The sequence below is a fragment of the Serratia sp. LTN-2 genome (assembly GCF_059740205.1).
Genome location: NZ_JCAXDO010000002.1, coordinates 316,427 through 343,020, shown reverse-complemented (window position 1 = coordinate 343,020; position 26,594 = coordinate 316,427). Strand labels below are relative to the sequence as shown.

Sequence of the window (26,594 nt, the reverse complement as noted above, 5' to 3'; positions counted from 1 at the left end):
TATGAAACTATATTTGATTTTTTTTCTGCTGTGTATTAATTCAATAAAATCGATAGCAGCATTACCGGCGTTCGGAAGTGGGGCGCTTGATCAGGTGATTATGCAAGAGTTTAACTGGCATATAGACGTCAATGGCAGTGTGATAATTGATTCTGTTGTAATAAACGGTTCTTTCTTGGATCTCTATCCCTGCTCAGCTGCCTTTAAGGAGCTAGGATCTTCAGCCGGAAACTTTAAGAATTGCCAGATTTTTATTGAAGCCGGGGGGCAGGTACAATATTCTCCACTTTATACCACAGTGAATGCATTGACGGCTACAGAGGCACTGGCTTTCTGGACCCGTAAGGGCGTCGTGTTAGGTAAAGGGAGTGCCAGCTCCTATGCTTTTATCGGTATTCGGGTTGCGGGTAGTAATGGAATCAGTGGGGCGTCTTACCTGCCGAAAGGTGCGATGTCAGGGGGAGGAGAAGGAAGTGGCGGCGTACCTCCGCAGGAAACTAAACCCCCTCTGAGCTGCCAGATTTCCAGCGGCAAGATTTCTCACGGTACGATTAATAATGATGCGGTTAATGGCAATCGTGCAGTAACCAATCTTGTCGTCAGCTGTAATAACAATGCGCGTGTTGTTTTCACCGCTCCGGGCTATACGCAGTCAGGTGTTTTGCTGCAGGGGAAAGGGACATTAAACGCACGTCTTTCCATTGGTAGTACGCCGCTGGAAAAGGGTTACACTCTGGATGTCTATAATTACACCACGTTAATTGTAACCTCGGAGCTGATGAGCCAGAATCCAGCTGCGCTATCCGGCAATTACTCGGCGTCTGTTGTACTGATTGCCACCTATTCATGAAGATCCGCGTTGAAAGAGCGTAACCGTAATGCGTCGATGAAGACCCAGGTGTTTGGTCATGGTTTTTCGTTCATTATGTTCACTCAAGGAATCGCTGAAATGAGCATGAGTCAAAAAATGATGGCTTGCATCCGATAAAGAGAATTATTAACGATGAGAATTGCTGTTTCTTATTTTTCTGTCATGCATCTTGCATAAAATACTTTGGCTGCGGTATTTCGCAAAAATTTATGCTCATGGCATTGAATATTAATAGATTACGCCATCGCCTATAGTCGCTGACCAGCGTTGTTCGGTAGTTTGCCGGTCTCTATTATCTATACCGGCATCTATACCGGTCATGTGCTACGTTATGCAATCAATAAAGCGCAGATATATCTGCGCAGTGGCAGCATAGTGTAACAGCCTGTGTGCAACGCTGCGGCCGCTCAGTAAGTCGGATACACTTGAGGATATCTGTGCCGGGCGCTGGCCGGGCATTGTTGCGTTGGTTTGAACGGGCCGCGTCAAACCTGGGGTTGAGGGCTGGGCGACGATGATGAGAAAAAATACAAAATATCATTTTTCCCTGATACTGCTGTTTTTCCTGCTTATTATCGGGTTGGGCATCGCCTTTTGCTATCTGCAGATGAGGTTTTCCCTGGCCGAAGACACTCAGGCGCGGTTGGCGCAGGCGGTGGTTGGCATCGATAAAACGCTCGGCCACGCTAAGCTGGCCGCCGGCCAGGCCGAGACATTTTTGGGGCGCCCCTGCAGTGAGGAGGTGCTCACGGGAATACGCACTATTGTGGCGACGGTCCCGGATGTACGGACCGTCAGCATGGTGAAGCAGAATGAAATCTACTGCACTTCTGTTTTTGGCGGCAAGACATTCGGTTTGAATCAGGCCGATTATCCGAATGGCTCGCTGATGATGATGCAGGGAAATCGCATGACTCCCGACAAGCCGCTTATCATCTATAGTTTGCGCGACGATCGCGGCAACACCGTTCTGATTGGCATCGATAGTTACTATTTATCGAATGTTCTGCAGATGCTGGGAAATGAAGACAATCTGTATTTTAAGGTGGGTGAACGTTATTTGCGCAAGGACAATACCGTAACCGACAACCCTCAGGTAAAGATTTCGCGGCAGCTGAATTCTGAACGGTTCGATTATGTCGTAATGGCCGAGCGTCAGAGCCATTCTCTGATAGAGACGTTTTTCCGCTATGAGCGAAATCTGTTTATCGCCATTTTGTTGCTGTCGCTGCTGTTGACGTTTTTGTTCCACAGTTATCTGCGCTATCGCGGGACGCTGGAGTTTATGCTCCGGGGGGCTATCCAGAAGAAACAGCTCAAGCCTTATATCCAACCTATTGTCAATGGCCTCGATGGACGAATCGTGGGGGGCGAAGTCCTGGTGCGCTGGGAGCACCCTAAGCTGGGCTTTATTCCACCGGACAAGTTTATTGCGGTTGCTGAACAAACCGGCCTGATTAAATCCGTAACGGCTATCTGTTTTGCCGATGTGATCCGATCTTTTTATGCGCATCAGCCGGCATTGCCGGAGGGATTGTTTATCTGCTTCAACGCCAGCGCAGTCAATTTCCAGGACGATGAAATCGTCGTGCTTTGTCGACACTTCCTGAAACAGCTGGAAAAAACGAAAACGCAGTTGGTTCTGGAAATTACCGAACGTGAGGCCATTGACAATACCCCACAGACTATCGCCATAACGGAACAGCTGAGGCAGCTCGGCGTTCAGTTTTCGCTTGATGATTTTGGCACCGGCTATGCCAACTACAGCTACCTACAACAGTTTCAGCCGGAATATATCAAAGTGGATAAAGTATTCACCGCAGGCGTGAGCGGCAGTAATGCGTCTGCGCTGGTAGTGAAGAACATGATAAACCTGGCGCGTAAATTCAACTGCCATATTATTGCGGAAGGCATTGAGGATGAGCAGCAGCTGGAAGTGCTCAAGGGACTTGGGGTCGTCATCTTTCAAGGATATTATTTCTCACGTCCGATACCCGTACCGGATTATATCAATATATTAAACCGTACGAACGGCGATGGAATAGAGAGCGTGCGGTGAAAAATAATGCGCAGCTCGCCGCTGTGTTTAATCTAGGCGTTCAGCTCGTCATGTTGATTTAACGATATATTATCGGGCGATTATGGACATCTTGCGGCCATGATAGACGTGGTGAGCCTATTTTTTTATGTGTTATCTGTCCATGTCGTTTCCTCTTCCTGATTGTTTTTTCGAAACTCGTGCTGCCATCTGATGTGTTCAGGGGTATTCATTACAATGAAGGTGAAAAAAGCCTTCGTTCAGATATATCAGTTAATTGAAATGCACATGGCGGTTTAGCTGTCTGAATTTTTCTGGTTTAAAGAATTATCTACCGCTGGCTTGGGGACTCTGCTTAATATTATTTGTCTTGCAGATATAGGACTCAACTCTCTCTGGAGCGTCGAGGTTTTGTCGTTTGCCATGTTCATTCGGGGTGCCGGTGAAATGTGCCTAAGTCAATAAAGTTGGTAATATGAATCCGATAAAAATAATCATCGATGATGAGAATTACTATTTCTCATTAGGCTTGCAGCAGTGTATTACCGGTTATGCGCAGGAAAATAATAAGCCAGTGCGGTTTTTAAGCCCGAAAGACGATGAGCGGCCCCATATTGTTTTTACGACGCCGGCACGGCGCAGAACGCACTGGTGCACCTCCTGGTTTTTAGGAAGCGTGCAGTTTGTGCTCATCAGGGAGAAAGCATTAGGAATAAAAAATGACATTGGGTGTGAAGTCTATCGTGCCGGGGCGGCTGATGCGCTGCCGCCGCTATTGGCCTGGCTGTTTTCTGATAACGCATGCGCCTTGCCTGGCGCAATACCGGAGCAGGTCAGGCGGTTTACCGTGCGTGAGAAACAAGTGATGAATTTTCTACGCAGCGGGCATGAACAATCGGAAGTGGCCAGAATGATGGGGGTCAGTGTAAAAACGGTGCATAGCCATAAGCGTTCGGCGATGAATAAGCTGTGCCTGACCCGCAGGCATGATTTTATCTATTGGCTGCTGTCGTATGAGGGATATTTTATCTAATCATGATGGCAATTTTTTCCATTCCTGGATGTGAGATAGATAAGCGCCAAAAAAGATCTGCAGAAGAATGCTGACAACGAGGCGGATGTGATTTCTGTGGATGTTGCAACCCGACGGCAGCCGGGTTGATCGCTGGGAGACAGAACGCCCGAAGAATATCATCGGGCGTTGCCGCGCTGGAATGCGCCATGTTCAGAGCTTGTCCGTCACTCCTTGCCGCACACTTCACAGTGCGGATCCTGCGGCAGTTTCATCTCCCGGAACTGCATGCTCATCGCATCGAACATCAACAGCTTGCCGCGCAGCGGCTGACCATAGTCGGCCAGCAGCTTGATGGCTTCCATCGCCTGCAGAGTGCCGATAGTGCCGACCAGCGGCGCCATCACGCCCGCTTCAACGCAGGTGAGGGCGCTGTCGCCGAACAATCGGCTCAGGCAGCGGTAGCAGGGCTCGCCCGGCTGATAGGTGAACACGCTGAGCTGCCCCTCCATGCGGATCGCCGCGCCGGAAACCAGCGGCTTGCGCTGCGCGTGGCACAGACGGTTCAGCGCATCGCGCGCCGCCACGTTGTCGGTGCAGTCCAGCACCAGATCGCAGGCGGCGATCTCTGCCGCGACTGCGTCATCTTCCAAACGACCGTCGATCGCGTCGATGCAGATATGCGGGTTGATGGCGCTCAGTTCCTGCCTGGCCGAGGCGACCTTGCTCATGCCGATGCGATCGTCGCGGTGCAGGATCTGGCGCTGCAGGTTGGAGAGCGAGACGGTGTCGAAATCCACCAGCACCAGATGGCCGACGCCGGCCGCCGCCAGGTAAGGCGCGGCGGCGCAGCCCAGCCCGCCCAGCCCGGCGATCAGCACGCGGGCGGCCCTCAGTTTCTCCTGGCCGTCGAAGTCAAAGCCGCGCAGCACGATCTGGCGGTTGTAGCGCAGCGCTTCGGCGTCGGTCAGTTCCGGCAGCATGTTCAGCTCCTCAGCAGGGCGTTGAACGGCTCAATCTCCACCGTTTCACCCGCCGCCACTGAACCGCGTTCGCGCTCCAGCACGATGAAACAGTTGCCCTGGCTGTAGGAGCTGAACACGTGCGAGCCCTGGTGGCCGGTGGTGCTCACCTCCAGTTCGCCCGCGGCGTTGCTGCTGAACACGCCGCGCTGGAAGTCGAGGCGGCCCGGCGATTTCTTCAACGGCGTCAGTACCCGCGCGCGCAGGCGCGGCGGCAGGCGCCAGTCGCTGTGGCCGGCCAGCTTCGCCAGCAGCGGTTGCACCAGTTGGTAGAAGGTCAGGGCGGCGGAGACCGGGTTGCCCGGCAGGCCGCAGAACCAGGCGTGGCCCAGTTTGCCGAAGGCGAACGGTTTGCCGGGTTTGATCGCCAGCTTCCAGAAGCTGACCTGGCCCAGTTCGTCGAGCATCTGTTTGGTGTAGTCGGCTTCGCCGACCGAGACGCCGCCGCTGCTGATCACCACGTCAGCCTGGCTGTCCGCCTGTGTAAAGGCGGCGCGCAGCGCGTCGCGATCGTCGCGGATAATGCCGAGATCGAGCACTTCACAGCCCAGCTGTTCCAGCATCAGGCGCACCGCGAAGCGGTTGGTGTCGTAGATCTGGCCCGCCTGCAGCGGCTGGCCAACCGGCTGCAGCTCGTCGCCGGTGGAGAACACCGCAACCTTCAGCTTACGCATCACCTGCACTTCAGCGACCCCGAGCGAAGCCAACAGCGGCAGCTGCGCGGCGCCCAGCTTCACGCCGGCCGGCAACACGCTCGCGCCCCGGCGAATGTCTTCGCCCGCCAGACGGATATTCTGGCCGGCTTCTGCCGGTGCACTAAAACGCACGCCCTGGTCGCTCACTTCGGCCTGTTCCTGCATGACTACCGCCTCCGCACCGGCTGGGATCGGCGCCCCGGTCATGATGCGCACGCAGCTGTTGGCCGGCCATTCGCCGTCGAACGGCGCACCGGCGAAGGCCTTACCGGCGACCGGCAGCGGAACGTCGGCCTGTAAATCGGCAAGGCGCACCGCATAGCCGTCCATCGCCGAGTTGGCGAACGGCGGCACGTCGAGCGGCGAGACTACCGGCGCGGCGGTGATGCGGCAGGCGGCGGCGGTCAGGGCGACGGATTCGGTTTGCTGCAGCGGGGCGATCTGCCCGAGCATTTTTTCCAGCGCTTGCTCCAGGGAGATGAGATCGGAAGTATGGCAATGATCCATAAGAGGAACTCCGTAATCAGGGTGCGCTCAAAGAGCGACAAAGTGCGGCTATTATGGCAGAGAACGCCGGGGGGGAGAACGGATTATGCCCGCCATCTTTCGCACTGCGTCGTGAGGGCGTTCGGGTATAAACTGGGGAAAACAGAGGAGAATCATGATGCATAAACAGGTTATCGAGTTCTGGTTCGACGAGATAGAACCCATCATGTGGTTCAAAAAGGACGACGACTTCGATCGTCTGCTGCACAGCCGCTTCGGCGAAATCTGGCGGGCGGCGGCGGCGGGGGAGCTGGCGCACTGGCGCGACACCATCGAGGGACGCTTGGCGGAGGTGATCGTGCTCGATCAGTTCAGCCGCAACCTGTTCCGCGGCACGCCGCAGTCGTTCGCCTGCGACGGCATGGCGCTGGTCCTGGCGCAGGAAGCGATCCGCAGCGGCGAGTGCGAACGGCTGAGCCGCGAGCAGCGAGGTTTCCTCTATCTGCCGTTCATGCATTCGGAATCGCCGCTGATTCACCAACAGGCGCTGGTGTTATATACCGAGCTCAATAACGGCGACCAGCTGGAGTTCGAGCTGCGGCATAAGGCGATTATCGATCGCTTCGGCCGCTACCCGCATCGCAACGCGATATTGGGGCGCACCAGCACGCCGGAAGAAGAGGCCTTTTTGCAGCAGCCAGGCTCGGGTTTTTAATCGTCGGATCATCTGCGCCCGGCCGGGGAAAAAACAGCAGGCCGGGCGTCGAAATAATGATTATTCAGCGCGAACGTTTATTTCATTACGCTACGCCCCTATTTCCACATGCGGGATTACCATTAATCCCAACCGCGCTGTCAGCGGTTTTTCGATTTTCATAACTCGCTGTTTTTATTCCAATAAGCTATTTCAAGGTGCGAAACGGTCTAAGCGCGCTACGCTAAAAGCGGGGCGTGGACGTTATGCTGTACTTCCACTGTCGGACCAAATAGAGTCGAAAAAGACTGAATAATAATGATACCGCGCTCAGCTTTTTCGCTGTGCAACGGCGGGATTAACACAGGGTGTCAGGCAAATGAGCAAACCAGTGATTGCCATTCATGGCGGCGCGGGCGCAATTACCCGGGCGGCGCTGAGTGCGGAAAAGGAACGGCAGTATATTCAGGCGTTGTCCGAGATCGTGGCCGCCGGGCAGGCGATATTGGCGCAGGGCGGCAGCGCGCTGGACGCGGTGACCGAAGCGGTGCGGCTGCTGGAGGAATGCCCGCTGTTCAACGCCGGCAAAGGGTCGGTGTTTACCCATCAAGGCACCCACGAGCTGGATGCCTGCGTGATGGACGGCCGCACCTGCGATGCTGGCGCCGTCGCCGGCGTCGGCCGCATTCGCAACCCGGTGCTGGCGGCGCGCGCGGTGCTGGAAAATAGCGAACACGTGCTGTTTGCCGCCGAAGGCGCCGAGAAGTTCGCCGCCGCCCACGGCCTGGAAATGGTTCCCCCCGATTTCTTCTTCACTCAGGAACGCTTTGATCAGCTGCACCGCGCCCAGGCGGAGCAGGGCCGGGTATGGCTCGATCACGACGGCGCGGCGCAGGCCGGCGATCCGCTCGATCCCGATCGCAAATTCGGCACGGTCGGCGCAGTGGCGCTGGATGCGCTGGGCAACCTCGCCGCCGCCACCTCCACCGGCGGCATGACCAACAAACAGGCCGGCCGGGTGGGCGACACGCCGATCATCGGCGCTGGCTGTTATGCCAACAATGCCACGGTGGCGGTTTCCAGCACCGGCACCGGCGAAATCTTCATGCGCGGCGTGGCGGCCTATGACGTCTCCGCCCTGATCGAATACGCCGGCCTCAGTTTGCAAGAGGCCAGCGATCGGGTGGTGATGGAGAAACTGCCGGCGCTGGGCGGCAGCGGCGGCATGATCGCCGTCGATCGCCACGGCAATATCGCGCTGCCGTTCAACAGCGAGGGGATGTACCGCGGTTTTGGCTATGTCGGCGATGCGCCGTCCGTCGGGATTTATCGCTAATCGTTCACCGGGAGGGTGCATGACCGACGTTTCATTCCAGCCCGCCGGCGGCGGCGGGCTGTCATTGCCGCCGCAGCGTGTGCTGTCGGTGCGCGATCTGAGCATCAGTTTTCCTCAATCGGAAGGCGCCGTGGAAGCGGTGCGCAGCCTGTCATTCGATCTCGATCGCGGCGAGACGCTGGCGATCGTCGGTGAGTCCGGCTCCGGCAAATCGGTCACTTCGCTGGGGCTGATGCGGTTGGTGGAGCAGGGCGGCGGGCGCATCGTCAGCGGCGCCATGACGCTGCGCCGCCGTGACGGCGCGCTGCTCGATCTGGCGCGCGCCTCGCAGAGCACGCTGCGCAGGGTGCGCGGCGCTGACATGGCGATGATCTTCCAGGAGCCGATGACCTCGCTCAACCCGGTGTTTCCGGTCGGCGAGCAGATCGCTGAATCGCTGCGCCTGCATCAGGGGATGGATCACCGCAGCGCGCGCCAGGAGGCGCTGCGCATGCTCGATCTGGTGCGTATTCCGGAGGCCAAAGAGGTGCTGGGGCGCTACCCGCACCAGCTTTCCGGCGGCATGCGCCAGCGGGTGATGATCGCCATAGCGCTCTCCTGCAAGCCGGCGCTGCTGATCGCCGATGAACCCACCACCGCCCTCGACGTCACCATTCAGGCGCAGATCCTGCAGCTGATCCGCGTGCTGCAACGGGAGATGCAGATGGGGGTGATCTTCATTACTCACGATATGGGCGTGGTGGCCGAGATCGCCGACCGGGTGCTGGTGATGCGCCGCGGTGAGCAGGTGGAGCAAAATCGGGTGCGTGAGCTGTTCGCCGCGCCGCAGCAGGACTACACGCGGGCGCTGCTGGCGGCGGTGCCGAAGCTGGGGGCGATGGCCGATCGCCCGCTGCCGGCGAAGTTTCCGTTGCCGGGTGACGAGGGCGATGAAGTGCCGCAGGATACCGTGCCGCCGAGTGCCGCGCCGATCCTGCAGGTGGAGCATCTGGTCACGCGTTTTGATCTGCGCGGCGGGCTGTTCAATCGGGTTACTCGCCGGGTACACGCGGTGGAAAACGTCAGTTTCGATCTTTACCCCGGCGAGACGCTGGGACTGGTGGGCGAGTCCGGCTGCGGCAAGTCCACCACCGGGCGCTCTTTGCTGAAGCTGGTGGACAGCCAGAGCGGCACCATCACCTTCGCCGGGCGGCGAATCGATCAGTTGAAGGGGCCGGCGCTGCAGCACCTGCGGCGCGATATTCAGTTCATCTTTCAGGATCCCTACGCCTCGCTCGATCCGCGCCTGACGGTTGGTTTCTCCATCATGGAGCCGCTGCTGGTGCACAACGTGATGCGCGGCCGGGAGGCGGAGCGGCGCGTGGCCTGGCTGCTGGAACGCGTCGGCCTGCTGCCGGAGCATGCGCGCCGCTACCCGCACGAGTTTTCCGGTGGCCAACGCCAGCGCATCTGCATCGCACGCGCGCTGGCGCTGAACCCGAAAGTGGTGATCGCCGACGAGGCGGTCTCGGCGCTGGACGTGTCGATTCAGGCGCAAATCGTCAATCTGTTGCTCGATCTGCAGCGCGAGTTCGGCATCGCTTTTCTGTTCATTTCACACGACATGGCGGTGGTGGAGCGCATCAGCCACCGGGTGGCGGTGATGTACCTCGGGCAAATTGTCGAGATCGGCCCGCGGCAGGCGGTGTTTGACAACCCGCAGCATCCCTACACCCGCAAGCTGATGGCGGCGGTGCCGGTGGCCGATCCCGCTCACGCCCACAAACGGCAGCCGTTGCCGGTCGATGAGATCCCCAGCCCGGTACGCGCGCTGGGTGATGAACCCGTTACCGCACCGCTGGTGCAGGTTGGCGCCGGGCACTTTGTCGCCCGCCACCCGATCGCCGGTGCTTATTAAAGACCTCAGGAGAGACAAGCGACATGAAGCACACATTCAAACGCAATGCGCTGTTGGCCGCCGTACTGCTGGCGACGGGAACTGGCCCGGTTTGGGCGGCCAAGGACGCGGTGATCGCCGTGGCGTCCAACTTCACCACCCTCGATCCTTACGACGCTAACGACACGTTGTCGCAGGCGGTGGCCAAGTCTTTCTATCAGGGGCTGTTCGGCTTCGACAAGGACATGAAGCTGGTGAACGTGCTGGCGGACAGCTATGAGGTCAGCAAAGACGGCCTGACCTACACCGTTAAACTGCGCCAGGGCATTAAATTCCACGACGGCACCGCGTTCAACGCCGAGGCGGTGAAGGTTAACCTCGACCGCGCCAGCAACCCGGACAGCCATCTCAAGCGCTACAACCTGTTCAAGATGATCGACAAAACCGAGGCGGTGGACGCCAATACGGTGAAAATCGTGCTGAAGGCGCCGTTCTCGGCGTTCGTCAACAATCTGGCGCACCCGGCGGCGGCGATCATCTCGCCGGCGGCGCTGAAGCAATACGGCAAGGAGATCGGTTTCCACCCGGTCGGCACCGGGCCGTACCAGTTCGAAACCTGGAACCAGACCGATTTCGTCAAGGTGAAGAAGTTCGATGGCTACTGGCAACCGGGGCTGCCGAAGCTCGACAGCATCACCTGGCGCCCGGTGGTGGATAACAACACCCGCGCGGCGATGTTGCAGACCGGCGAGGCGACCTTCGCCTTCCCGATCCCTTACGAGCAGGCCAAGGTGCTGGAAGGCAACGCCAAGCTGGACGTGGTAGCCGCGCCGTCGATCCTGCAACGTTACATCAGCATGAACGTCACCCAAAAGCCGTTCGATAATCCGAAGGTACGTCAGGCGCTGAACTATGCCATCAATAAGGACGCGCTGATCAAGGTAGCGTTCGCCGGCTACGCGGTGCCGGCGGAAGGGCCGGTGCCGCCGGCGATCGACTTCGCCGCCCGCTATAAGCCGTGGCCGTACGATCCGGCCAAGGCGCGCGAGTTGCTCAAAGAGGCCGGCTATCCGAACGGTTTCACCACCACGCTGTGGTCGTCCCACAACCACAGCACCGCGCAGAAGGTGCTGCAGTTCACTCAGCAGCAGCTGGCGCAGGTCGGGGTGAAAGTGACGGTGACGGCGATGGACGCCGGGCAGCGCGCGGCGCAGGTGGAAAGCGTCGGGGTGAAAGACACCGGCGTGCGGATGTTCTATACCGGCTGGTCGGCCTCGACCGGGGAGGCCGACTGGGCGCTGTCGCCGCTGTTCTCCACTCAGGCGGCACCGCCGAAGCAGTTCAACACCGCGTTCTACAGCAACCCGCAGGTGGACAAGGATCTGACCGACGCGCTGGCGACCACCGATCGCGCCGAGAAACAGAAACTGTACCAGGACGCGCAGGATCGCATCTGGGCCGACGCGCCCTGGATCTTCCTGGCGACCGAACGTCTGTTGTCGGCCAACAGCAAACAGCTGAGCGGCTTCTACGTGATGCCGGATACCTCGTTCAACTTTGATAACGCCGATCTGAAATAAGGCGCCCATCCCCGCCCGTGGCCAAGCGGCTGCGGACGGGGGAAGGAATGAGATGCTCAATTATTTTCTGAAACGACTGCTGGGCCTGATCCCGACGCTGCTGATCGTGGCGGTGCTGGTGTTTCTGTTCGTCCATCTGTTGCCGGGCGATCCGGCGCGGCTGGCGGCGGGGCCGGAGGCCGACGAGGCGGTGGTGCAACTGGTGCGCAAGGATCTGGGGCTGGATAAGCCGCTGCCGCAGCAGTTCGCGCACTTCTTCGTCAACGCGCTGCGGGGCGACTTCGGCATCTCGATGGTGTCCAAACGGCCGGTGAGCGAAGAGATCGCTTCTCGCTTTATGCCGACCTTCTGGCTGACCGTGGCCAGCATGCTGTGGGCGGTGGCGTTCGGTCTGGCGATCGGCGTGGTGTCTGCAGTGTGGCGCAACCGTTGGCCGGATCGTCTCGGCATGACGCTGGCGGTGTCGGGGATCTCGTTCCCGGCCTTTGCGCTCGGCATGCTGTTGATGCAGGTGTTCTCGGTCGAGCTGGGCTGGCTGCCGACGGTGGGCGCCGACAGCTGGCGGCACTACATTCTGCCTTCAATAACCCTGGGGGCGGCGGTGGCGGCGGTGATGGCGCGCTTCACTCGCGCTTCGTTCGTCGAAGTGTTGCAGGAGGACTACATGCGCACCGCGCGCGCCAAGGGCGTGCGGGAAAGCGTGGTGGTGATGAAACACGGCCTGCGTAACGCGATGATCCCGGTGGTGACCATGATGGGGCTACAGTTCGGCTTCCTGCTCGGCGGTTCGATCGTGGTGGAGAAGGTATTCAACTGGCCGGGGCTGGGGCGGTTGCTGGTGGACTCGGTGGAGATGCGCGATTACCCGGTGATCCAGGCTGAGGTGCTGCTGTTCTCGCTGGAGTTCATCCTGATCAACCTGCTGGTGGATATGCTGTACGCGGCGATCAACCCGGCGATTCGTTACCAATGAGGACGCGGCATGATTAAGCATTGGCGGCGCAACGCTGCACTGAAGGCGATGCCGCTTATCGACCCCAACGCGGTACGCACGCCGTGGGGTGAGTTTTGGCGGCGTTTTCGCCGCCAGCGGGCGGCGCTGGTCGCCGGTCTGTTGGTGCTGCTGCTGATCGCGGCGGCGCTGCTGGCGCCTTATCTGGCACCGTTCGATGCGGAAAACTATTTCGATTACGACCGGCTGAACGAAGGGCCTTCGCTGATGCACTGGCTGGGTGTGGATTCCCTCGGGCGCGATATCTTCAGCCGCATCCTCATGGGCACGCGCATTTCGCTGGCGGCCGGGGTGTTCTCAGTGCTGGCGGGCGGGGCGATCGGCACCTTGCTGGGGCTGCTGGCCGGCTACTATGAGGGCTGGTGGGATCGCCTCACCATGCGCGTGTGCGACGTGCTGTTCGCGTTTCCCGGCATTCTGCTGGCGATCGGCGTGGTGGCGATCATGGGCAGCGGCATGGCCAACGTGATTGTCGCGGTGGCGATCTTCAGCATTCCGGCCTTTGCTCGCCTGGTGCGCGGCAACACGCTGGTGCTGAAGCACCTGACCTATATCGAGTCGGCGCGCAGCATCGGCGCTTCGGACTGGACCATCATCCTGCGGCACATTCTGCCGGGCACGTTGTCGTCGATCGTAGTCTATTTCACCCTGCGCATCGGCACCTCGATCATCACCGCCGCCAGCCTGTCGTTTTTGGGCCTGGGCGCCCAGCCGCCGACGCCGGAGTGGGGGGCGATGCTCAACGAGGCACGCGCCGATATGGTGATCGCGCCGCACGTGGCGATCTTCCCCAGCCTGGCGATATTCATCACCGTGCTGGCGTTCAACCTGTTGGGCGACGGATTGCGCGACGCGCTCGATCCGAAGCTGAAGGGGTGATGCTTTAACGTATGGCGCATATTTGAACGGGCTCAAATGTCGTCTCAATGCTACTATCGTTCAATAAACCGTGTTGTTTGCACGAAAATGAGTGAGAGAGGTGCCGATGCCAGTAAAACAACGAACGACGCAAAGTGTGACCATGACGCTGGAACGCAGTTTGTTGAGCCGTGCGCGTGAGGCGGGGATTAATCTCAGTGCGACGCTAACTGCTGCTTTAGATGCTGAGTTGCGTCAGCATGAGAGGATAAAATGGCAGGAAGAAAACCGAGAGGCGCTTGAAGCGCTTAACCGATTTAATGATGAGCATGGTTGCTTTAGCGACGAATACAGGACGTTTTAGCGATGCAATTTACGGTGTATGCGAATAGGGGGAACAGCGCGGTTTATCCCCTGCTGCTTGATGTGACGAGCGATATCATTGGGCAATTAAATCGTCGGGTTGTGATCCCTTAGTTGCCCGTTGAAAAATACCCGGGGAGTACACGACCGGAGCGCTTGATCCCGTTGATCAGATTGATTGATGACAACGAGTACGCCGTGATGACATATGAAATGGCCAGCATCCCGGTTCGGGCTTTGGGGGCCGAGTTTTGTGATGTTTCCCAGTATCGGACCAGGATAAAAGCCGCCATCGACTTTCTTCTTGACGGTATTTGAAGAAATCCGGGCGGTTTAACCGCCCGGATTTTTTATCAGCGGAACAGGTGCTCGGCGTGGAAGCGCAGGTGATCTTCCACGAAGGTGGCGATGGTGAAGTAGCTGTGATCGTACCCCGGCTGAATGCGCAGCGTCAGCGGCCAGTCGCGCTGACGCGCCAGTTCGGCCAACCGCGCCGGCTGCAGCTGATCGGCAAGGAACTGGTCGTCGTCGCCCTGGTCGATAAGCACCGGCATTTTCTCCGCGCCGCTGGCCAGCAGATGGCAGCTGTCGTACTGCAGCCATTGGCTTTCGTCGCTGCCCAGATAGGCGGTGAACGCCTTGCGGCCCCACGGCACCTGACACGGGTTGACGATCGGCGCGAACGCCGACACCGAGTGGAAGCGCTGCGGATTGCGAAACGCCATCATCAGCGCGCCGTGGCCCCCCATCGAGTGACCGAAGATAGATTGACGATCGCTGACGCTGAAGTGCTGTGCGATCAGCGCCGGCAGTTCGGCGCTGACGTAATCGTACATGCGGAAGTGACGATCCCACGGCGCCTGGGTGGCGTTCAGGTAGAACCCGGCGCCCTGGCCCAGATCGTAGCCTTCGTCGTTCGGCACCTCGTCGCCGCGCGGGCTGGTGTCCGGCATCACCAGCACCAGACCCAGCTCGGCGGCGATGCGTTGCGCGCCGGCTTTCAACGTGAAGTTCTCGTCGTTGCAGGTCAGCCCCGACAGCCAGTACAGTACCGGCGGCGGGTTATCATCGCGCGGCGGCGGCAGGTAGATGCTGAATGTCATGTTGCAATTCAGGCTCTGCGCCGCGTGGCGATAACGCTGTTGCCAGCCGCCGAACATGCGGTGCTCTTCGAGAAGTTCCAATGACAACGTCATCTCTGCCTCCTGGCTTATTGGTCGAAGTGGATAACGGTGCGGATCGATTTGCCTTCGTGCATCAAATCGAACGCTTCGTTGATCTGCTCCAGCCCCATGGTGTGGGTGATAAAGTCGTTCAGCGCGAACTCGCCGTTCAGATAACGCTCGACGATGCCCGGCAGCTGCGAACGGCCCTTGACGCCGCCGAACGCCGAACCGCGCCAGACGCGGCCGGTCACCAGCTGGAACGGACGGGTGGCGATCTCTTCACCGGCGCCTGCGACGCCGATGATCACCGACTCGCCCCAGCCCTTGTGGCAGCATTCCAGCGCGGAGCGCATCACGTTAACGTTGCCGATGCACTCGAAGGAGAAATCGACCCCGCCATCGGTCAGTTCGACGATCACGTCCTGAATCGGCTTGTCGTAATCTTTCGGGTTGATCAGGTCGGTGGCGCCCAGTTTGCGCGCCAGATCGAATTTGCTGGTGTTGAGATCGATGCCGATGATGCGGCCTGCGCCGGCCATCTGCGCGCCGATGATCGCCGACAGGCCGATACCGCCCAGGCCGAAGATCGCCACGGTATCGCCCGGCTGCACCTTGGCGGTGTTGATCACCGCGCCCATGCCGGTGGTCACGCCGCAGCCCAGCAGGCACACTTCTTCCAGCGGCGCTTCCTTGTTGATTTTCGCCAGTGAGATTTCCGGCACCACGGTGTACTCAGAGAAGGTGGACGTGCCCATGTAGTGGAAGATCGGCTTGCCGTCCTTGAAGAAGCGGGTGGTGCCGTCCGGCATCAGCCCTTTACCCTGAGTGGCGCGGATCGCCTGGCACAGGTTGGTCTTGCCGGATTTACAGAATTTGCACTCGCCGCATTCCGGGGTGTAGAGCGGGATCACGTGGTCGCCGACCGCCACGCTGGTGACGCCTTCACCGACCGCTTCCACCACGCCGCCGCCTTCATGGCCGAGGATCGCCGGGAACACGCCCTCCGGATCTTTGCCGGACAGGGTGTAGGCGTCGGTATGGCAGACGCCGGTAGCGACGATCCGCACCAACACTTCGCCTTTTTGCGGTGGCATCAGATCGACTTCCTCAATCTTCAGCGGCTGGTTCGGGCCCCAGGCAACGGCGGCGCGGGTTTTGATCATCTCCATCATAGTCTCCTCAGTGGTTTTCTTTTTAAATCAGGCGATATCGTTAACGTCTGATAAATCGTCGGGGGTGCTTTCATCAACAGCGGCGGTTTCCGTCTGTTCAATAATCAATTCTTTCAGCGCGCGCACGTTCGGCCCGAACGCGTCGCGGCGCCACAGCAGCCAGGTGGCGGTGTCGGCCACTTCCGGCGGGAGGGCGTGAACCCGTACCCGCTCATGGCCCGGCAGCAGGCTGAGCACCGAGTGCGGGATCATCGCCAACCCGGCGCCGCTGGCGACGCAGGCCAGCATCGCGTGATAGGACTGGATCTCCATGACCTGCCCCGGCCGCGCCCCTTCGTTTTTGAACCAGGCTTCCAGCCGCAGGCGGTAGGAGCAGCTGGCGCGAAAGGCGAACAGCGTTTCGCCATTGGCGTCTTTGGCGCTGTGGATCGGCGCATGATCGAGACAGGAGATCACCACCATATGTTCAGGATAGGCGATACAGCCGTTCAACTCGTCATAAGGCACCGGGCCGTCGACCAGGGCGGCCGCCAACGTGCCGGCGCGCACCCGATCGGCGATTTCGCCGGAGGTGCCGGTGGTCAGCGACAGTGAAACCTGCGAGAAGCGCTGGTGGTAAGCCGCCAACAGCGAGGGCAGGCGGGTGGCGGCGGTGCTTTCCATCGAACCGAGGGCGAAGTTGCCCGCCGGTTCGCCGGCGTGGGTGATGCTCATCGCCTCGTCGCTCAGCGCCAGAATCCGGTTGGCGTAACACAGAAAGTTATGGCCCATCGGCGACAGGCGCAGACGCTGCTTTTCACGGATAAACAGATCGGCGCCGAGCTCCTGCTCGAGCTGGCGCAGCCGGGTGGTCAGATTCGACGGCACGCGGTGCAGCTGCTCGGCGGCGCGGGCGACCGAGCCGGTTTCCGCCACGCAGCAGAACATGCGAAGCTGGGTCAGATCCATTTCATTCTCTTTTCGTGATGAACTTGATAACTATTATTCAGTTTTTGTGAGTTTAATACTGCGGCATGATACTGGCAACCTTCTTTTAACCTTTTGGATATCGATATGGCTTTACGCATTGCCTTGAGTGGTTTTGTCGCGCTGATCGTCGCGATGGGCATCGGCCGCTTCGCTTTCACCCCTCAGGTGCCGCTGATGATCGCTGAACACCAGTTCAGCCTGACCGGCGCCGGGCTGGTGGCGGCGATCAACTATTTGGGCTACCTGTGCGGTGCCTATGATGCGATGCGCGCCACGCGCCACGTCGAACGGCGCCTGTGGCTCGGCGTGTGGGGCGCGGTGGCGCTGACGCTGCTGTCGGCGCTGGCGCAGGATGCGTGGACGCACGGCGCGCTGCGCTTCGTCATCGGTTGGGCCAGCGGCTGGGCGATGGTACTGGTGGCGGCCTGGACCAACGAGCGGTTGGCGCATTACGGTAGGCCGGCGCTGAGCGCGGCGGTGTTCGCCGGGCCGGGCGCCGGTATCTTCCTCAGCGGCATGCTGGCGGTGGGCATCAACACGCTGGGGCTGACGGCGGCGCAGGCCTGGCTGGCGTATGGCGTGCTGGCGCTGGTATTGATAGGAGCGATTAGCGCCTATCTGCCGCGGGCCGGCGAGTTGCACCGCCCGAACGCAGCCCTGGAGCCGCTGCTGTTGACGCCGGCGCTCAAACGTTTGGTGTGGAGTTACAGCCTGGCCGGCTTCGGCTACATCCTGCCGGCGACGTTCTTGTCGCAGATGGCGGCGGCGCGTTTTCCCGGCAGCCTGTTAGCGCAGTTCGTCTGGCCGATATTCGGCGGCGCGGCGATGCTGGGGATCGTCATCGGTATTCTGACCCGCCACCGCCTGACCACCCAGACCCGATTGGCGATCACGCTGTGGGTGCAGGCGCTGGGCGTGCTGAGCGCCGAAGTGGTGCCGGGCGTGGCCGGTCTGGCGCTCGGGGCGTTGTTGACCGGCGGCGGTTTTCTCTGCGTGGTGCAGCTCGCTCTTCAGCACGGCCGGGAGCTGGCGCCGCGCCATGCGCGCTACATGGCCGGGTTGCTGACTACCGGCTATGCGATCGGCCAGCTGGTAGGGCCGATGCTGTCGGCGCTGTCGACCGCTTTGACCCATCGGCTGGAGCCGGCGTTGTACGTGGCGGTGGCGGCGCTGTTGGCGGCCGGCGTATTGGTGGTCAATACGCCAGCGCGGCGATTGGCGCAAAAAGCGGCGCCGCGGTGATTAAAATCCATACAAAAAACGTGGAATCCCGCAGCCGGCCTGATTGTGCTAAATGCGAATATTTCACCTGTGGATGACGCACAATCACTGGATAATCGCCGCGCTCTCATCTACAGTGGGGGCAAAATCTTGACCGGGTTCACGTTATCTATCACGAAAACTCTGCCGTCACGAGAGCAAGCAATCCGTCGGCCGCACGCCATGCCTGGCCGCCGGCGGGTTCCGTCCGCAGGAGAACAAGTACATGACATCATTAAGTAAAGAAGCCGCGCTGGTGCATGCGGCGCTGGAAGAGCGTGGTCTGGAGACACCGCTGCGCGGGGAAGTGCTGGATCGCGAAACGCGCAAACGCCGCATCAAAGAGCACATGACCGAAATCATGCAGCTGCTGAATCTCGATCTGTCCGACGATAGCCTGGCGGAAACGCCGCATCGCATCGCCAAAATGTATGTCGACGAGATCTTCTCCGGCCTGGACTACGCCAACTTCCCGAAAATCACCGTCATCGAAAACAAGATGAAGGTGGATGAGATGGTGACGGTGCGCGACATCACGCTGACCAGCACCTGTGAACACCACTTCGTGACCATCGACGGCAAGGCCACCGTGGCCTATATCCCGAAAGACTCGGTGATCGGTCTGTCGAAGATCAACCGCATCGTGCAGTTCTTCTCCCAGCGTCCGCAGGTGCAAGAGCGCCTGACCCAGCAGATCCTGGTGGCGCTGCAAACTCTGCTCGGCACCAATAACGTGGCGGTATCGATCGATGCGGTCCATTATTGTGTCAAGGCGCGCGGCATCCGCGACGCGACCAGCGCCACCACCACCACCTCGTTGGGGGGGCTGTTCAAGTCCAGCCAGAACACCCGCCAGGAGTTCCTGCGCGCGGTGCGTCATCACCAGGGGTGATGGCGTTGCGGGGCGACCCGCAAGACGACAACAGGCGCCTGCGGGCGCCTTTTTCATGAGCGGAAGACAGCGATAAAAAATGAACAGTCATCCTCTGCCGCGTATCGCCACGCTGGACTGCGTGCGCGGCATCGCCATCCTCGGCATTTTATTGCTGAACATCAGCGCCTTCGGTTTGCCGAAGGCCGCCTACCTCAACCCGGCTTATCTGGGTATGCCGTCATCACGCGACGCCTGGACCTGGGCGCTGCTCGATCTCTTCGCCCAGGCCAAATTCCTGGCGATGTTCGCGCTGCTGTTCGGCGCCGGGCTGCAAATGCTGTTGCGACGAGGCAAAAGCTGGATCCGCGCGCGGCTGTCGTGGCTGGTGCTGTTTGGCCTCGCGCACGCGATCTTGTTGTGGGACGGTGACATTCTGCTGGCCTACGGGCTGATCGGCCTGGTGTGCTGGCGCCTGATCCGCGATGCCAAAGAAACCTTTCAACTGCTGAAAACCGGCGTGGTGCTGTATCTGATCGGCGTGGCGGTACTGCTACTGCTCGGGTTTGTTTCGCACGGCGAACCGGGCGGCTTCTGGCTGCCTGGCGTGGCGGAGTTACAGTACGAGAAGTTCTGGAAGCTGCAGGGCGGTTTCGAAGCCTGGCGCAGCCGCGCCGATCTGCTCTCTTCCAGCCTGTTGGCCATCGGCGCGCAGTATGGCTGGGAGCTGGCGGGGCTGATGCTGTTCGGCGCCGGGCTGATGCGCAGCGGCTGGCTGCGCGGCAGCTACTCCTCCGGCTATTATCTGCGGCAGGCGGCGTGGCTGCTGCCGCTCTCGGTGCTGATCCAACTGCCGGCGGTGGCGCTGCAATGGCAGGTGCATTGGGACTATCGCTGGAGCGGTTTCCTGCTGCAGGTGCCGCGCGAGCTGGGCGCGCCGCTGCAGGCGATGGGCTATCTGGCATTGTGCTATGGCTTCTGGCCCGCGTTGTCGCGCCTGCGCATCGCTCACTGGCTGAGCCAGGTGGGGCGCATGGCGCTGAGCAACTACCTGTTGCAAACGCTGATCTGCACCACGCTGTTTTATCGCTTCGGTCTCTATGAGCAGTTCGACCGGCTGCAGCTGTTGGCGTTTGTACCGCTGGTCTGGTTGATCAATCTGGCGTTTTCCGCACTGTGGCTGCGTTATTTCACCCAGGGACCGATGGAGTGGCTGTGGCGCAAGCTGACGCAGATGGCCGCCGGCGAAGCGGAAACCAAAGCGCCGAAATGAGCGCCCACCGGCAGGTTAAAAAAATGTATGTAAACGTTTTCTTTCCTGTGACGTAATTCACGCAGAACAGCGGGCCAATCGGGGTAGGATAGCGCCACCGGCCACTACCCCGATTTCAGGATCCTGCATGCCTCCAGTTCATCCGATCACCATTCGCGACGTGGCGAAACGCGCCGGGGTCTCTGTCGCGACCGTCTCCCGGGTACTCAATCATAGCGCGTTGACCAGCAAAGAGACGCGCGAGCTGGTGCTGCAGGCGGTGGCGGAGTTGGGCTACCGCCCCAACGCCAATGCACAGGCGTTGGCGACCCAAAGCAGCGATACCTTGGGCGTGGTGGTGATGGACGTGTCCGATCCGTTCTTCGGTGCGCTGGTGAAAGCGGTAGACACGGTGGCGCAGAAACACCACAAATATCTGCTGATCGGCAACAGCTATCATCAGGCGGACAAAGAGCGCCATGCGATCGAAGTGCTGATCCGCCAGCGTTGTAACGCCCTGATTGTCCATGCCAAAGCCCTGAGCGATGCCGAGCTGATCGGTTTTCTGGAGCAGGTGCCGGGCATGGTGCTGATCAACCGCATCATTTCCGGCTATGAATCGCGCTGCGTCGGGCTGGATAACGTCTGCGGCGCCGAGATGGCACTGCGCCTGTTGCTGTCGCAGGGCCATCGGCGCATCGGCTATCTGGGTTCCAACCACCCGATCGAGGACGGGCCGCTGCGTCAGCAGGGCTACGCACAGGCGATGGCCGCCGCCGGGCTGGCGACGCCCGACAGCTGGCGCGCCTACGGTTCGCCGGATCTGCAGGGCGGCGAGGCGGCGATGGTGGAGCTGCTGGGGCGCAACTTACAGCTAAGCGCGGTGTTCGCCTACAATGACGCCATGGCCGCCGGCGCCATGGCGGTACTGAAAGAAAACGGTATCACTGTGCCGCAGCATTTCTCGTTGATCGGCTTCGACGATATCCCCATCGCGCGGTACACCAGCCCCAAACTTACCACGGTGCGCTACCCGATCGTCTCGATGGCCACGCTGGCGACCGAGCTGGCATTGCAGGGCGCAGCTGGCCTGGCGGAGCCGCAGGCCGAGCATCTGTTCATGCCGACGCTGGTGCGCCGCCATTCCGTCGCTCCCTGGCAAAGTGAGGCGACGGTCACTCTCTGACGATTTAGTCTTGTGTAACCGTTTTCAATCTGTGAGAAAATTCACAGATTATTAACATCACGCCGTCTATGCTCTAGGCGTTTTCCGGCGCAAAGGCCCTTGCCGCTGTAACCTTTATCTCGCGCTGACGCAGCATTTCTCGGAAATAACAAGATCCACGGACGACAGGTGTTGAGTGGAAATCGCCTGGCCTGGGGTGTGCGCACTGCCGGTGACCATTGGCTCAAAGACGAGTAATACCCTACACAGAACCGGAGACTGACAATGAATAAGAAGGTTTTCACCCTGGCCGGCCTGGCCGCAGCCATGATGTTTGGCGCCGCAGCCCATGCTGATACCCGTATTGGCGTCACGATTTACAAATACGACGACAACTTCATGTCGGTGGTGCGCAAAGCGATCGAAAAAGACGCCAAGGCCTCGCCGGACGTCACCCTGCTGATGAATGACTCGCAGAACGACCAGTCCAAACAGAACGACCAGATTGACGTGCTGTTGGCCAAGGGCGTGAAAGCGCTGGCGATCAACCTGGTCGACCCGGCCGCGGCGCCGGTGGTTATCGATAAGGCGCGCGCAAACGATATCCCGGTGGTGTTCTACAACAAAGAACCTTCCCGCAAGGCGCTGGACAGCTACGACAAGGCGTATTACGTCGGCACCGACTCCAAAGAATCCGGCGTGATCCAGGGCGAGCTGATCACCAAGCACTGGAAAGCCAACCCGGCCTGGGATCTGAACAAAGACGGCCAGATCCAGTACGTGTTGCTGAAGGGCGAGCCGGGCCACCCGGATGCCGAGGCGCGCACCACCTACGTGGTGAAAACGCTGAACGAGAAGGGCATCAAGACCCAACAGCTGCAGATGGATACCGCGATGTGGGACACCGCACAGGCGAAAGACAAGATGGATGCCTGGCTCTCCGGCCCGAACGCCAACAAGATTGAAGTGGTGATCGCCAACAACGACGCCATGGCGATGGGCGCGGTGGAAGCGCTGAAAGCGCATAACAAGACCAGTATTCCGGTGTTTGGCGTCGATGCGCTGCCTGAAGCGTTGGCGTTGGTGAAATCCGGCGCGATGGCGGGCACGGTGTTGAACGATGCCGACAACCAGGCGAAAGCCACTTTCGAGCTGGCGAAGAACCTGGCGGCGGGCAAACCGGCCACTGAAGGCACCCAATATAAAATCGAAAATAAAGTCGTGCGTATTCCTTACGTCGGCGTAGATAAAGACAACCTGTCTCAGTTTGTTAAATAAGCGCTGAGATCCCGCTAAGACCCCGCCTGCGGCGCCAACACCAGGGATACCGCCGGCGGGGATGTTTACGACTGCAAATCGTTAAGCCAGGTGTATTTATGGCCGATAGTTCACGCGAATTTTTGCTGGAAATGACGGATATCTGTAAGTCGTTTCCCGGCGTCAAAGCCTTGGATAATGTCAATTTACGCGTCCGTCCGCACTCGATTCATGCCCTGATGGGGGAGAACGGGGCGGGGAAATCGACGTTGCTGAAATGCCTGTTCGGCATTTACAAGAAAGACAGCGGCAGCATCGTGTTTCAGGGCCGGGAAATCGATTTCAAGAGCTCGAAGGAGGCGCTGGAACACGGCGTTTCCATGGTGCACCAGGAGCTGAACCTGGTACTGCAACGCACCGTGATGGACAACATGTGGCTGGGGCGCTACCCGATCAAAGGCCTGTTTGTCGATCAGGATAAAATGCTCAAAGACACCCAGGCGATCTTCGACGAGCTGGATATCGACATCAACCCGCGCGAGAAGGTGGGTAATCTGTCGGTGTCGCAGATGCAGATGATCGAGATCGCCAAGGCGTTCTCCTACGACGCCAAGATCGTCATCATGGATGAACCGACCTCCTCGTTGACGGAGAAAGAGGTCAATCACCTGTTCACCATTATCCGCAAGCTGAAAGAGCGCGGCTGCGGCATTGTCTATATCTCGCACAAGATGGAGGAGATCTTCCAGCTGTGCGACGAGATAACGGTGCTGCGCGATGGCCAGTGGATCGCCACCCAGCCGCTGGAAGGGCTGGATATGGACAAGATCATCGCCATGATGGTCGGCCGCTCGCTGAGCCAGCGTTTCCCCGACAGGCAGAACACGCCGGGTGAAGTGATCCTCGAGGTGAAGAACCTGACTTCGCTGCGCCAGCCCTCGATCCGCGACGTTTCCTTCGATCTGCATCAGGGCGAGATCCTCGGCATCGCCGGGCTGGTGGGCGCCAAGCGCACCGATATCGTCGAGACGCTGTTCGGCATTCGCGAAAAGGTGGCGGGCACTATCAAGCTGCACGGCAAGGCGATCGACAACCACAGCGCCAACGAAGCGATCAACCACGGCTTTGCGTTGGTGACCGAAGAGCGGCGTTCCACCGGGATTTACGCTTACCTCGACGTGGGCTTCAACTCGCTGATCTCCAATATCCGCAATTATAAGAACAAGCTCGGCCTGCTGGACAACGCGCGAATGAAGAGCGACACCCAGTGGGTGATCGACGCCATGCGGGTGAAAACGCCGGGGCATCACACCCATATCGGTTCGCTGTCCGGCGGCAACCAGCAGAAGGTGATCATCGGCCGTTGGCTGCTGACGCAGCCGGAGATCCTGATGCTGGATGAACCGACGCGCGGCATCGACGTGGGCGCCAAGTTCGAGATCTATCAGTTGATGACCGAGCTGGCGAAGAAGGGCAAGGGGATCATTATCGTCTCCTCCGAAATGCCGGAGCTGTTGGGGATCACCGACCGCATTTTGGTGATGAGCAATGGTCAGGTTGCGGGCATCGTTAACACCAAACAGACCTCGCAAAATGAAATCTTACGTCTCGCCTCCCTGCACCTTTAAGGATCGGAATTATGAACGCGCTAAATAAAAAAACCTTATTTACCTATTTCAAGGAAGGCGGCATTTACGTGGTGTTGCTGGTGCTGTTGGCCATCATCATCATTCAGGATCCCACCTTCCTCAGCCTGATGAACCTGAGCAACATCCTGACGCAGTCTTCGGTGCGCATCATCATTGCGCTGGGCGTGGCGGGGCTGATCGTCACCCAGGGCACCGACCTGTCCGCCGGGCGCCAGGTGGGGCTGGCAGCGGTGGTGGCTGCGACGCTGCTGCAATCGATGGATAACGTCAACAAAGTGTTTCCGCACATGGAAACCTGGTCGATTCCCCTGGTTATTCTGCTGGTGTGTGCGGTCGGCGCGGTGATCGGCCTGGTCAACGGCTTGATTATCGCCTATCTCAACGTGACGCCGTTTATCACCACCTTGGGCACCATGATCATCGTCTACGGCATCAACTCGCTGTATTACGACTCGGTCGGCGCTTCGCCGGTCGCCGGCTTCGATCCGAAGTTCTCCACCTTTGCCCAGGGCTTTTTGCGCTTCGGTGACTTCAAGCTGTCGTACATTACCTTCTATGCGCTAATAGCCATCATATTCGTCTGGATCCTGTGGACCAAGACTCGCTTTGGCAAGAACATCTTCGCCATCGGCGGCAACCCGGAAGCGGCCAAGGTGTCCGGCGTCAACGTGCCGTTGAACCTGATCATGATCTATGCGCTGTCCGGCGTGTTTTACGCCTTTGGCGGCCTGCTGGAAGCGGGGCGCATCGGCAGCGCCACCAATAACCTCGGTTTTATGTACGAGCTGGACGCCATCGCCGCCTGCGTGGTGGGCGGCGTCTCGTTCGCCGGCGGTGTGGGTACGGTGTGGGGCGTGGTGACCGGGGTGATCATCTTCACCGTCATCAACTACGGTTTGACCTATATCGGCATCAACCCGTACTGGCAGTACATCATCAAGGGCAGCATCATCATCTTCGCCGTGGCGCTGGATTCGTTGAAATACGCCAAGAAGAAGTAGCTGTTTGGCTTCGCAGACAACAAGGCCGGCATATTGCCGGCCTTTCTTGTTGGGCATTGCGCGTCAGGGCTGTTTAGCTTTCTGCTTCTCTTCTTTCAGCTTGTGCTCCAGCTCCACCAACTGTTCCGGTGAGACGGCGGGATACCCCTGGGCGTCTTCCGGCACGGTGTGCATGGCGGAGATCGGGATCAGCGGGCCGAGGAAGCGCGGCTCGCGCTTGAGGATGTACAGATCGGTCAGTGCGCCCAGGCGGGCGAAGATCTCGCGAGCGCGCACCGTCATCATGTCTTTCGGCGACGGCACCGCGTAGCACTGCGCTTGAATCCCCATGTGCAGGGCGATAAACAGCGCCCGCTCGCAGTGGAAGCGTTGGGTGATGATGATGAAGTCGTTGGTGTCGAACACCTTGCGGGTGCGCACGATGGAATCCAGGGTGCGGAAGCCGGCATAGTCCAGCACGATATCGCTCGGCGCTACGCCGGCGGCGATCAGATCGCGTCGCATGGTCATCGGTTCGTTATAGCTTTGCTGGGCGTTGTCACCGCTCAGCAGCAGGTATTTCACCTTGCCGCTGTTATAGGCGTTGATCGCCCCCTGAATGCGGTAACGGTAATACTGGTTGATCACCCCGGTGCGGTAATACTTGGCGGTGCCGAGCACCACGCCGACCTGGCGGTGCGGCAATTCCTGCAGTTCGTCGTAGACGTAAGGCGCGGTTTTCCAGCTGATCCAGCGATCGAGCGCAATAGCCGAGCCCATCAACACCGCAATGATGATGAACAGGCTGATTATCAGGCGTTTCCACATGTTGTTGCCTTACGCGCGCCGGGCTGAAAAAGATGGATCAAGGCTACTTTACCTGACCGGGCGACGCAAGACGCGAACCGCCTGAAGCACGCGCTCCGCCGCATTTTTCGGCGGTTCAGGCCGAAAATGTTGATCTGCTTGGTGTTGGGAGACGCGCAGAAGGAATGGATAACAATGAAAAG

General features: G+C 59.5%; 23 protein-coding genes and 1 pseudogene. 18 read left to right on the top strand and 6 right to left on the bottom strand.

The annotated features are described in order from the left end of the window. The first annotated feature begins 1 nt into the window (after nucleotide 1). The 3 genes from AC6BYQ_RS05320 (at nucleotide 2) to AC6BYQ_RS05310 (ending at nucleotide 3,942) form a co-directional block, all read left to right on the top strand. Nucleotides 2–850, top strand: a complete 849-nt coding sequence (locus AC6BYQ_RS05320) for an MrpH family fimbial adhesin (RefSeq protein ID WP_498056439.1) — start codon at nucleotides 2–4, stop codon at nucleotides 848–850. A gap of 535 nt (nucleotides 851–1,385) precedes the next feature. Further along, nucleotides 1,386–2,930 carry an EAL domain-containing protein gene (locus tag AC6BYQ_RS05315; protein ID WP_498056438.1) on the top strand — a complete coding sequence of 515 codons (1,545 nt, stop codon included), beginning with the start codon at nucleotides 1,386–1,388 and terminating at the stop codon, nucleotides 2,928–2,930. 454 nt (nucleotides 2,931–3,384) lie between these two features. After that, nucleotides 3,385–3,942: a helix-turn-helix transcriptional regulator gene (locus tag AC6BYQ_RS05310; protein ID WP_498056437.1), complete on the top strand. Its 558-nt coding sequence runs from the start codon at nucleotides 3,385–3,387 to the stop codon at nucleotides 3,940–3,942. A 206-nt stretch (nucleotides 3,943–4,148) separates the two neighbouring features. On the opposite strand, the gene moeB is transcribed toward AC6BYQ_RS05310, so the two are convergent. Then, on the bottom strand, nucleotides 4,149–4,904 hold the full coding sequence (moeB, locus tag AC6BYQ_RS05305) for a molybdopterin-synthase adenylyltransferase MoeB (RefSeq protein ID WP_498056436.1): 756 nt from the start codon (nucleotides 4,902–4,904) through the stop codon (nucleotides 4,149–4,151). A gap of 2 nt (nucleotides 4,905–4,906) precedes the next feature. Further along, the gene (moeA, locus tag AC6BYQ_RS05300; protein ID WP_498056435.1) at nucleotides 4,907–6,145 is read right to left on the bottom strand and encodes a molybdopterin molybdotransferase MoeA; all 1,239 of its coding nucleotides are present in this window, start codon (nucleotides 6,143–6,145) and stop codon (nucleotides 4,907–4,909) included. A gap of 157 nt (nucleotides 6,146–6,302) precedes the next feature. Here moeA and AC6BYQ_RS05295 point away from each other — a divergent pair, with 157 nt between their 5' ends. The 8 genes and pseudogenes from AC6BYQ_RS05295 to AC6BYQ_RS05260 all read left to right on the top strand — a co-directional run bounded on the left by AC6BYQ_RS05295 (nucleotide 6,303) and on the right by AC6BYQ_RS05260 (nucleotide 14,161). Beyond that, nucleotides 6,303–6,839, top strand: coding sequence for a DUF924 family protein (locus tag AC6BYQ_RS05295; protein WP_016928462.1), 537 nt, complete (start codon nucleotides 6,303–6,305; stop codon nucleotides 6,837–6,839). A gap of 358 nt (nucleotides 6,840–7,197) precedes the next feature. After that, the gene (locus AC6BYQ_RS05290; RefSeq protein ID WP_063919054.1) at nucleotides 7,198–8,154 is read left to right on the top strand and encodes an isoaspartyl peptidase/L-asparaginase family protein; all 957 of its coding nucleotides are present in this window, start codon (nucleotides 7,198–7,200) and stop codon (nucleotides 8,152–8,154) included. Between the two features lie 19 nt (nucleotides 8,155–8,173). Continuing rightward, on the top strand, nucleotides 8,174–10,051 hold the full coding sequence (locus AC6BYQ_RS05285) for a dipeptide ABC transporter ATP-binding protein (RefSeq protein ID WP_498056434.1): 1,878 nt from the start codon (nucleotides 8,174–8,176) through the stop codon (nucleotides 10,049–10,051). Between the two features lie 23 nt (nucleotides 10,052–10,074). After that, complete coding sequence (gene gsiB, locus AC6BYQ_RS05280) at nucleotides 10,075–11,610, top strand: glutathione ABC transporter substrate-binding protein GsiB (RefSeq protein ID WP_498056433.1); 1,536 nt, start codon at nucleotides 10,075–10,077, stop codon at nucleotides 11,608–11,610. Nucleotides 11,611–11,662: 52 nt separating this feature from the next. Further along, nucleotides 11,663–12,583, top strand: a complete 921-nt coding sequence (gsiC, locus tag AC6BYQ_RS05275) for a glutathione ABC transporter permease GsiC (RefSeq protein WP_025302141.1) — start codon at nucleotides 11,663–11,665, stop codon at nucleotides 12,581–12,583. A gap of 9 nt (nucleotides 12,584–12,592) precedes the next feature. After that, nucleotides 12,593–13,501, top strand: coding sequence for a glutathione ABC transporter permease GsiD (gene gsiD, locus AC6BYQ_RS05270; RefSeq protein WP_019454428.1), 909 nt, complete (start codon nucleotides 12,593–12,595; stop codon nucleotides 13,499–13,501). Nucleotides 13,502–13,607: 106 nt separating this feature from the next. Next, a complete protein-coding gene (locus AC6BYQ_RS05265; RefSeq protein WP_029988820.1) occupies nucleotides 13,608–13,844 on the top strand; it encodes a type II toxin-antitoxin system CcdA family antitoxin in 237 nt (78 codons plus the stop codon). 2 nt (nucleotides 13,845–13,846) lie between these two features. Further along, nucleotides 13,847–14,161: pseudogene (locus AC6BYQ_RS05260) on the top strand (CcdB family protein). Between the two features lie 35 nt (nucleotides 14,162–14,196). On the opposite strand, the gene fghA reads toward AC6BYQ_RS05260, so the two are convergent. The 3 genes from fghA to ptrR are packed head-to-tail and all read right to left on the bottom strand — an operon-like array spanning nucleotide 14,197 to nucleotide 17,129. After that, a complete protein-coding gene (fghA, locus tag AC6BYQ_RS05255; RefSeq protein WP_498056432.1) occupies nucleotides 14,197–15,039 on the bottom strand; it encodes an S-formylglutathione hydrolase in 843 nt (280 codons plus the stop codon). Nucleotides 15,040–15,053: 14 nt separating this feature from the next. Then, complete coding sequence (locus AC6BYQ_RS05250; protein ID WP_063919057.1) at nucleotides 15,054–16,178, bottom strand: S-(hydroxymethyl)glutathione dehydrogenase/class III alcohol dehydrogenase; 1,125 nt, start codon at nucleotides 16,176–16,178, stop codon at nucleotides 15,054–15,056. A 30-nt stretch (nucleotides 16,179–16,208) separates the two neighbouring features. Next, a complete protein-coding gene (gene ptrR, locus AC6BYQ_RS05245) occupies nucleotides 16,209–17,129 on the bottom strand; it encodes a putrescine utilization regulator PtrR (protein WP_498056431.1) in 921 nt (306 codons plus the stop codon). Between the two features lie 105 nt (nucleotides 17,130–17,234). Here ptrR and AC6BYQ_RS05240 point away from each other — a divergent pair, with 105 nt between their 5' ends. The 7 genes from AC6BYQ_RS05240 (at nucleotide 17,235) to mglC (ending at nucleotide 25,605) form a co-directional block, all read left to right on the top strand. Then, nucleotides 17,235–18,392 carry a YbfB/YjiJ family MFS transporter gene (locus AC6BYQ_RS05240; protein WP_498056430.1) on the top strand — a complete coding sequence of 386 codons (1,158 nt, stop codon included), beginning with the start codon at nucleotides 17,235–17,237 and terminating at the stop codon, nucleotides 18,390–18,392. Between the two features lie 244 nt (nucleotides 18,393–18,636). Further along, nucleotides 18,637–19,302 carry a GTP cyclohydrolase I FolE gene (gene folE, locus AC6BYQ_RS05235; RefSeq protein ID WP_004938969.1) on the top strand — a complete coding sequence of 222 codons (666 nt, stop codon included), beginning with the start codon at nucleotides 18,637–18,639 and terminating at the stop codon, nucleotides 19,300–19,302. A 79-nt stretch (nucleotides 19,303–19,381) separates the two neighbouring features. Continuing rightward, nucleotides 19,382–20,554, top strand: coding sequence for a DUF418 domain-containing protein YeiB (gene yeiB, locus AC6BYQ_RS05230; protein WP_440528907.1), 1,173 nt, complete (start codon nucleotides 19,382–19,384; stop codon nucleotides 20,552–20,554). A 127-nt stretch (nucleotides 20,555–20,681) separates the two neighbouring features. After that, nucleotides 20,682–21,719, top strand: a complete 1,038-nt coding sequence (galS, locus tag AC6BYQ_RS05225; protein ID WP_498056429.1) for an HTH-type transcriptional regulator GalS — start codon at nucleotides 20,682–20,684, stop codon at nucleotides 21,717–21,719. 264 nt (nucleotides 21,720–21,983) lie between these two features. Beyond that, nucleotides 21,984–22,976, top strand: a complete 993-nt coding sequence (gene mglB, locus AC6BYQ_RS05220; protein WP_498056428.1) for a galactose/glucose ABC transporter substrate-binding protein MglB — start codon at nucleotides 21,984–21,986, stop codon at nucleotides 22,974–22,976. Between the two features lie 98 nt (nucleotides 22,977–23,074). Further along, complete coding sequence (mglA, locus tag AC6BYQ_RS05215; RefSeq protein ID WP_019454418.1) at nucleotides 23,075–24,583, top strand: galactose/methyl galactoside ABC transporter ATP-binding protein MglA; 1,509 nt, start codon at nucleotides 23,075–23,077, stop codon at nucleotides 24,581–24,583. Nucleotides 24,584–24,594: 11 nt separating this feature from the next. After that, complete coding sequence (gene mglC, locus AC6BYQ_RS05210) at nucleotides 24,595–25,605, top strand: galactose/methyl galactoside ABC transporter permease MglC (RefSeq protein ID WP_004938953.1); 1,011 nt, start codon at nucleotides 24,595–24,597, stop codon at nucleotides 25,603–25,605. Between the two features lie 63 nt (nucleotides 25,606–25,668). Here mglC and sanA read toward each other — a convergent pair whose 3' ends face one another. Beyond that, on the bottom strand, nucleotides 25,669–26,412 hold the full coding sequence (gene sanA / locus AC6BYQ_RS05205) for an outer membrane permeability protein SanA (protein ID WP_004938948.1): 744 nt from the start codon (nucleotides 26,410–26,412) through the stop codon (nucleotides 25,669–25,671). Between the last annotated feature and the right edge of the window lie 182 nt (nucleotides 26,413–26,594).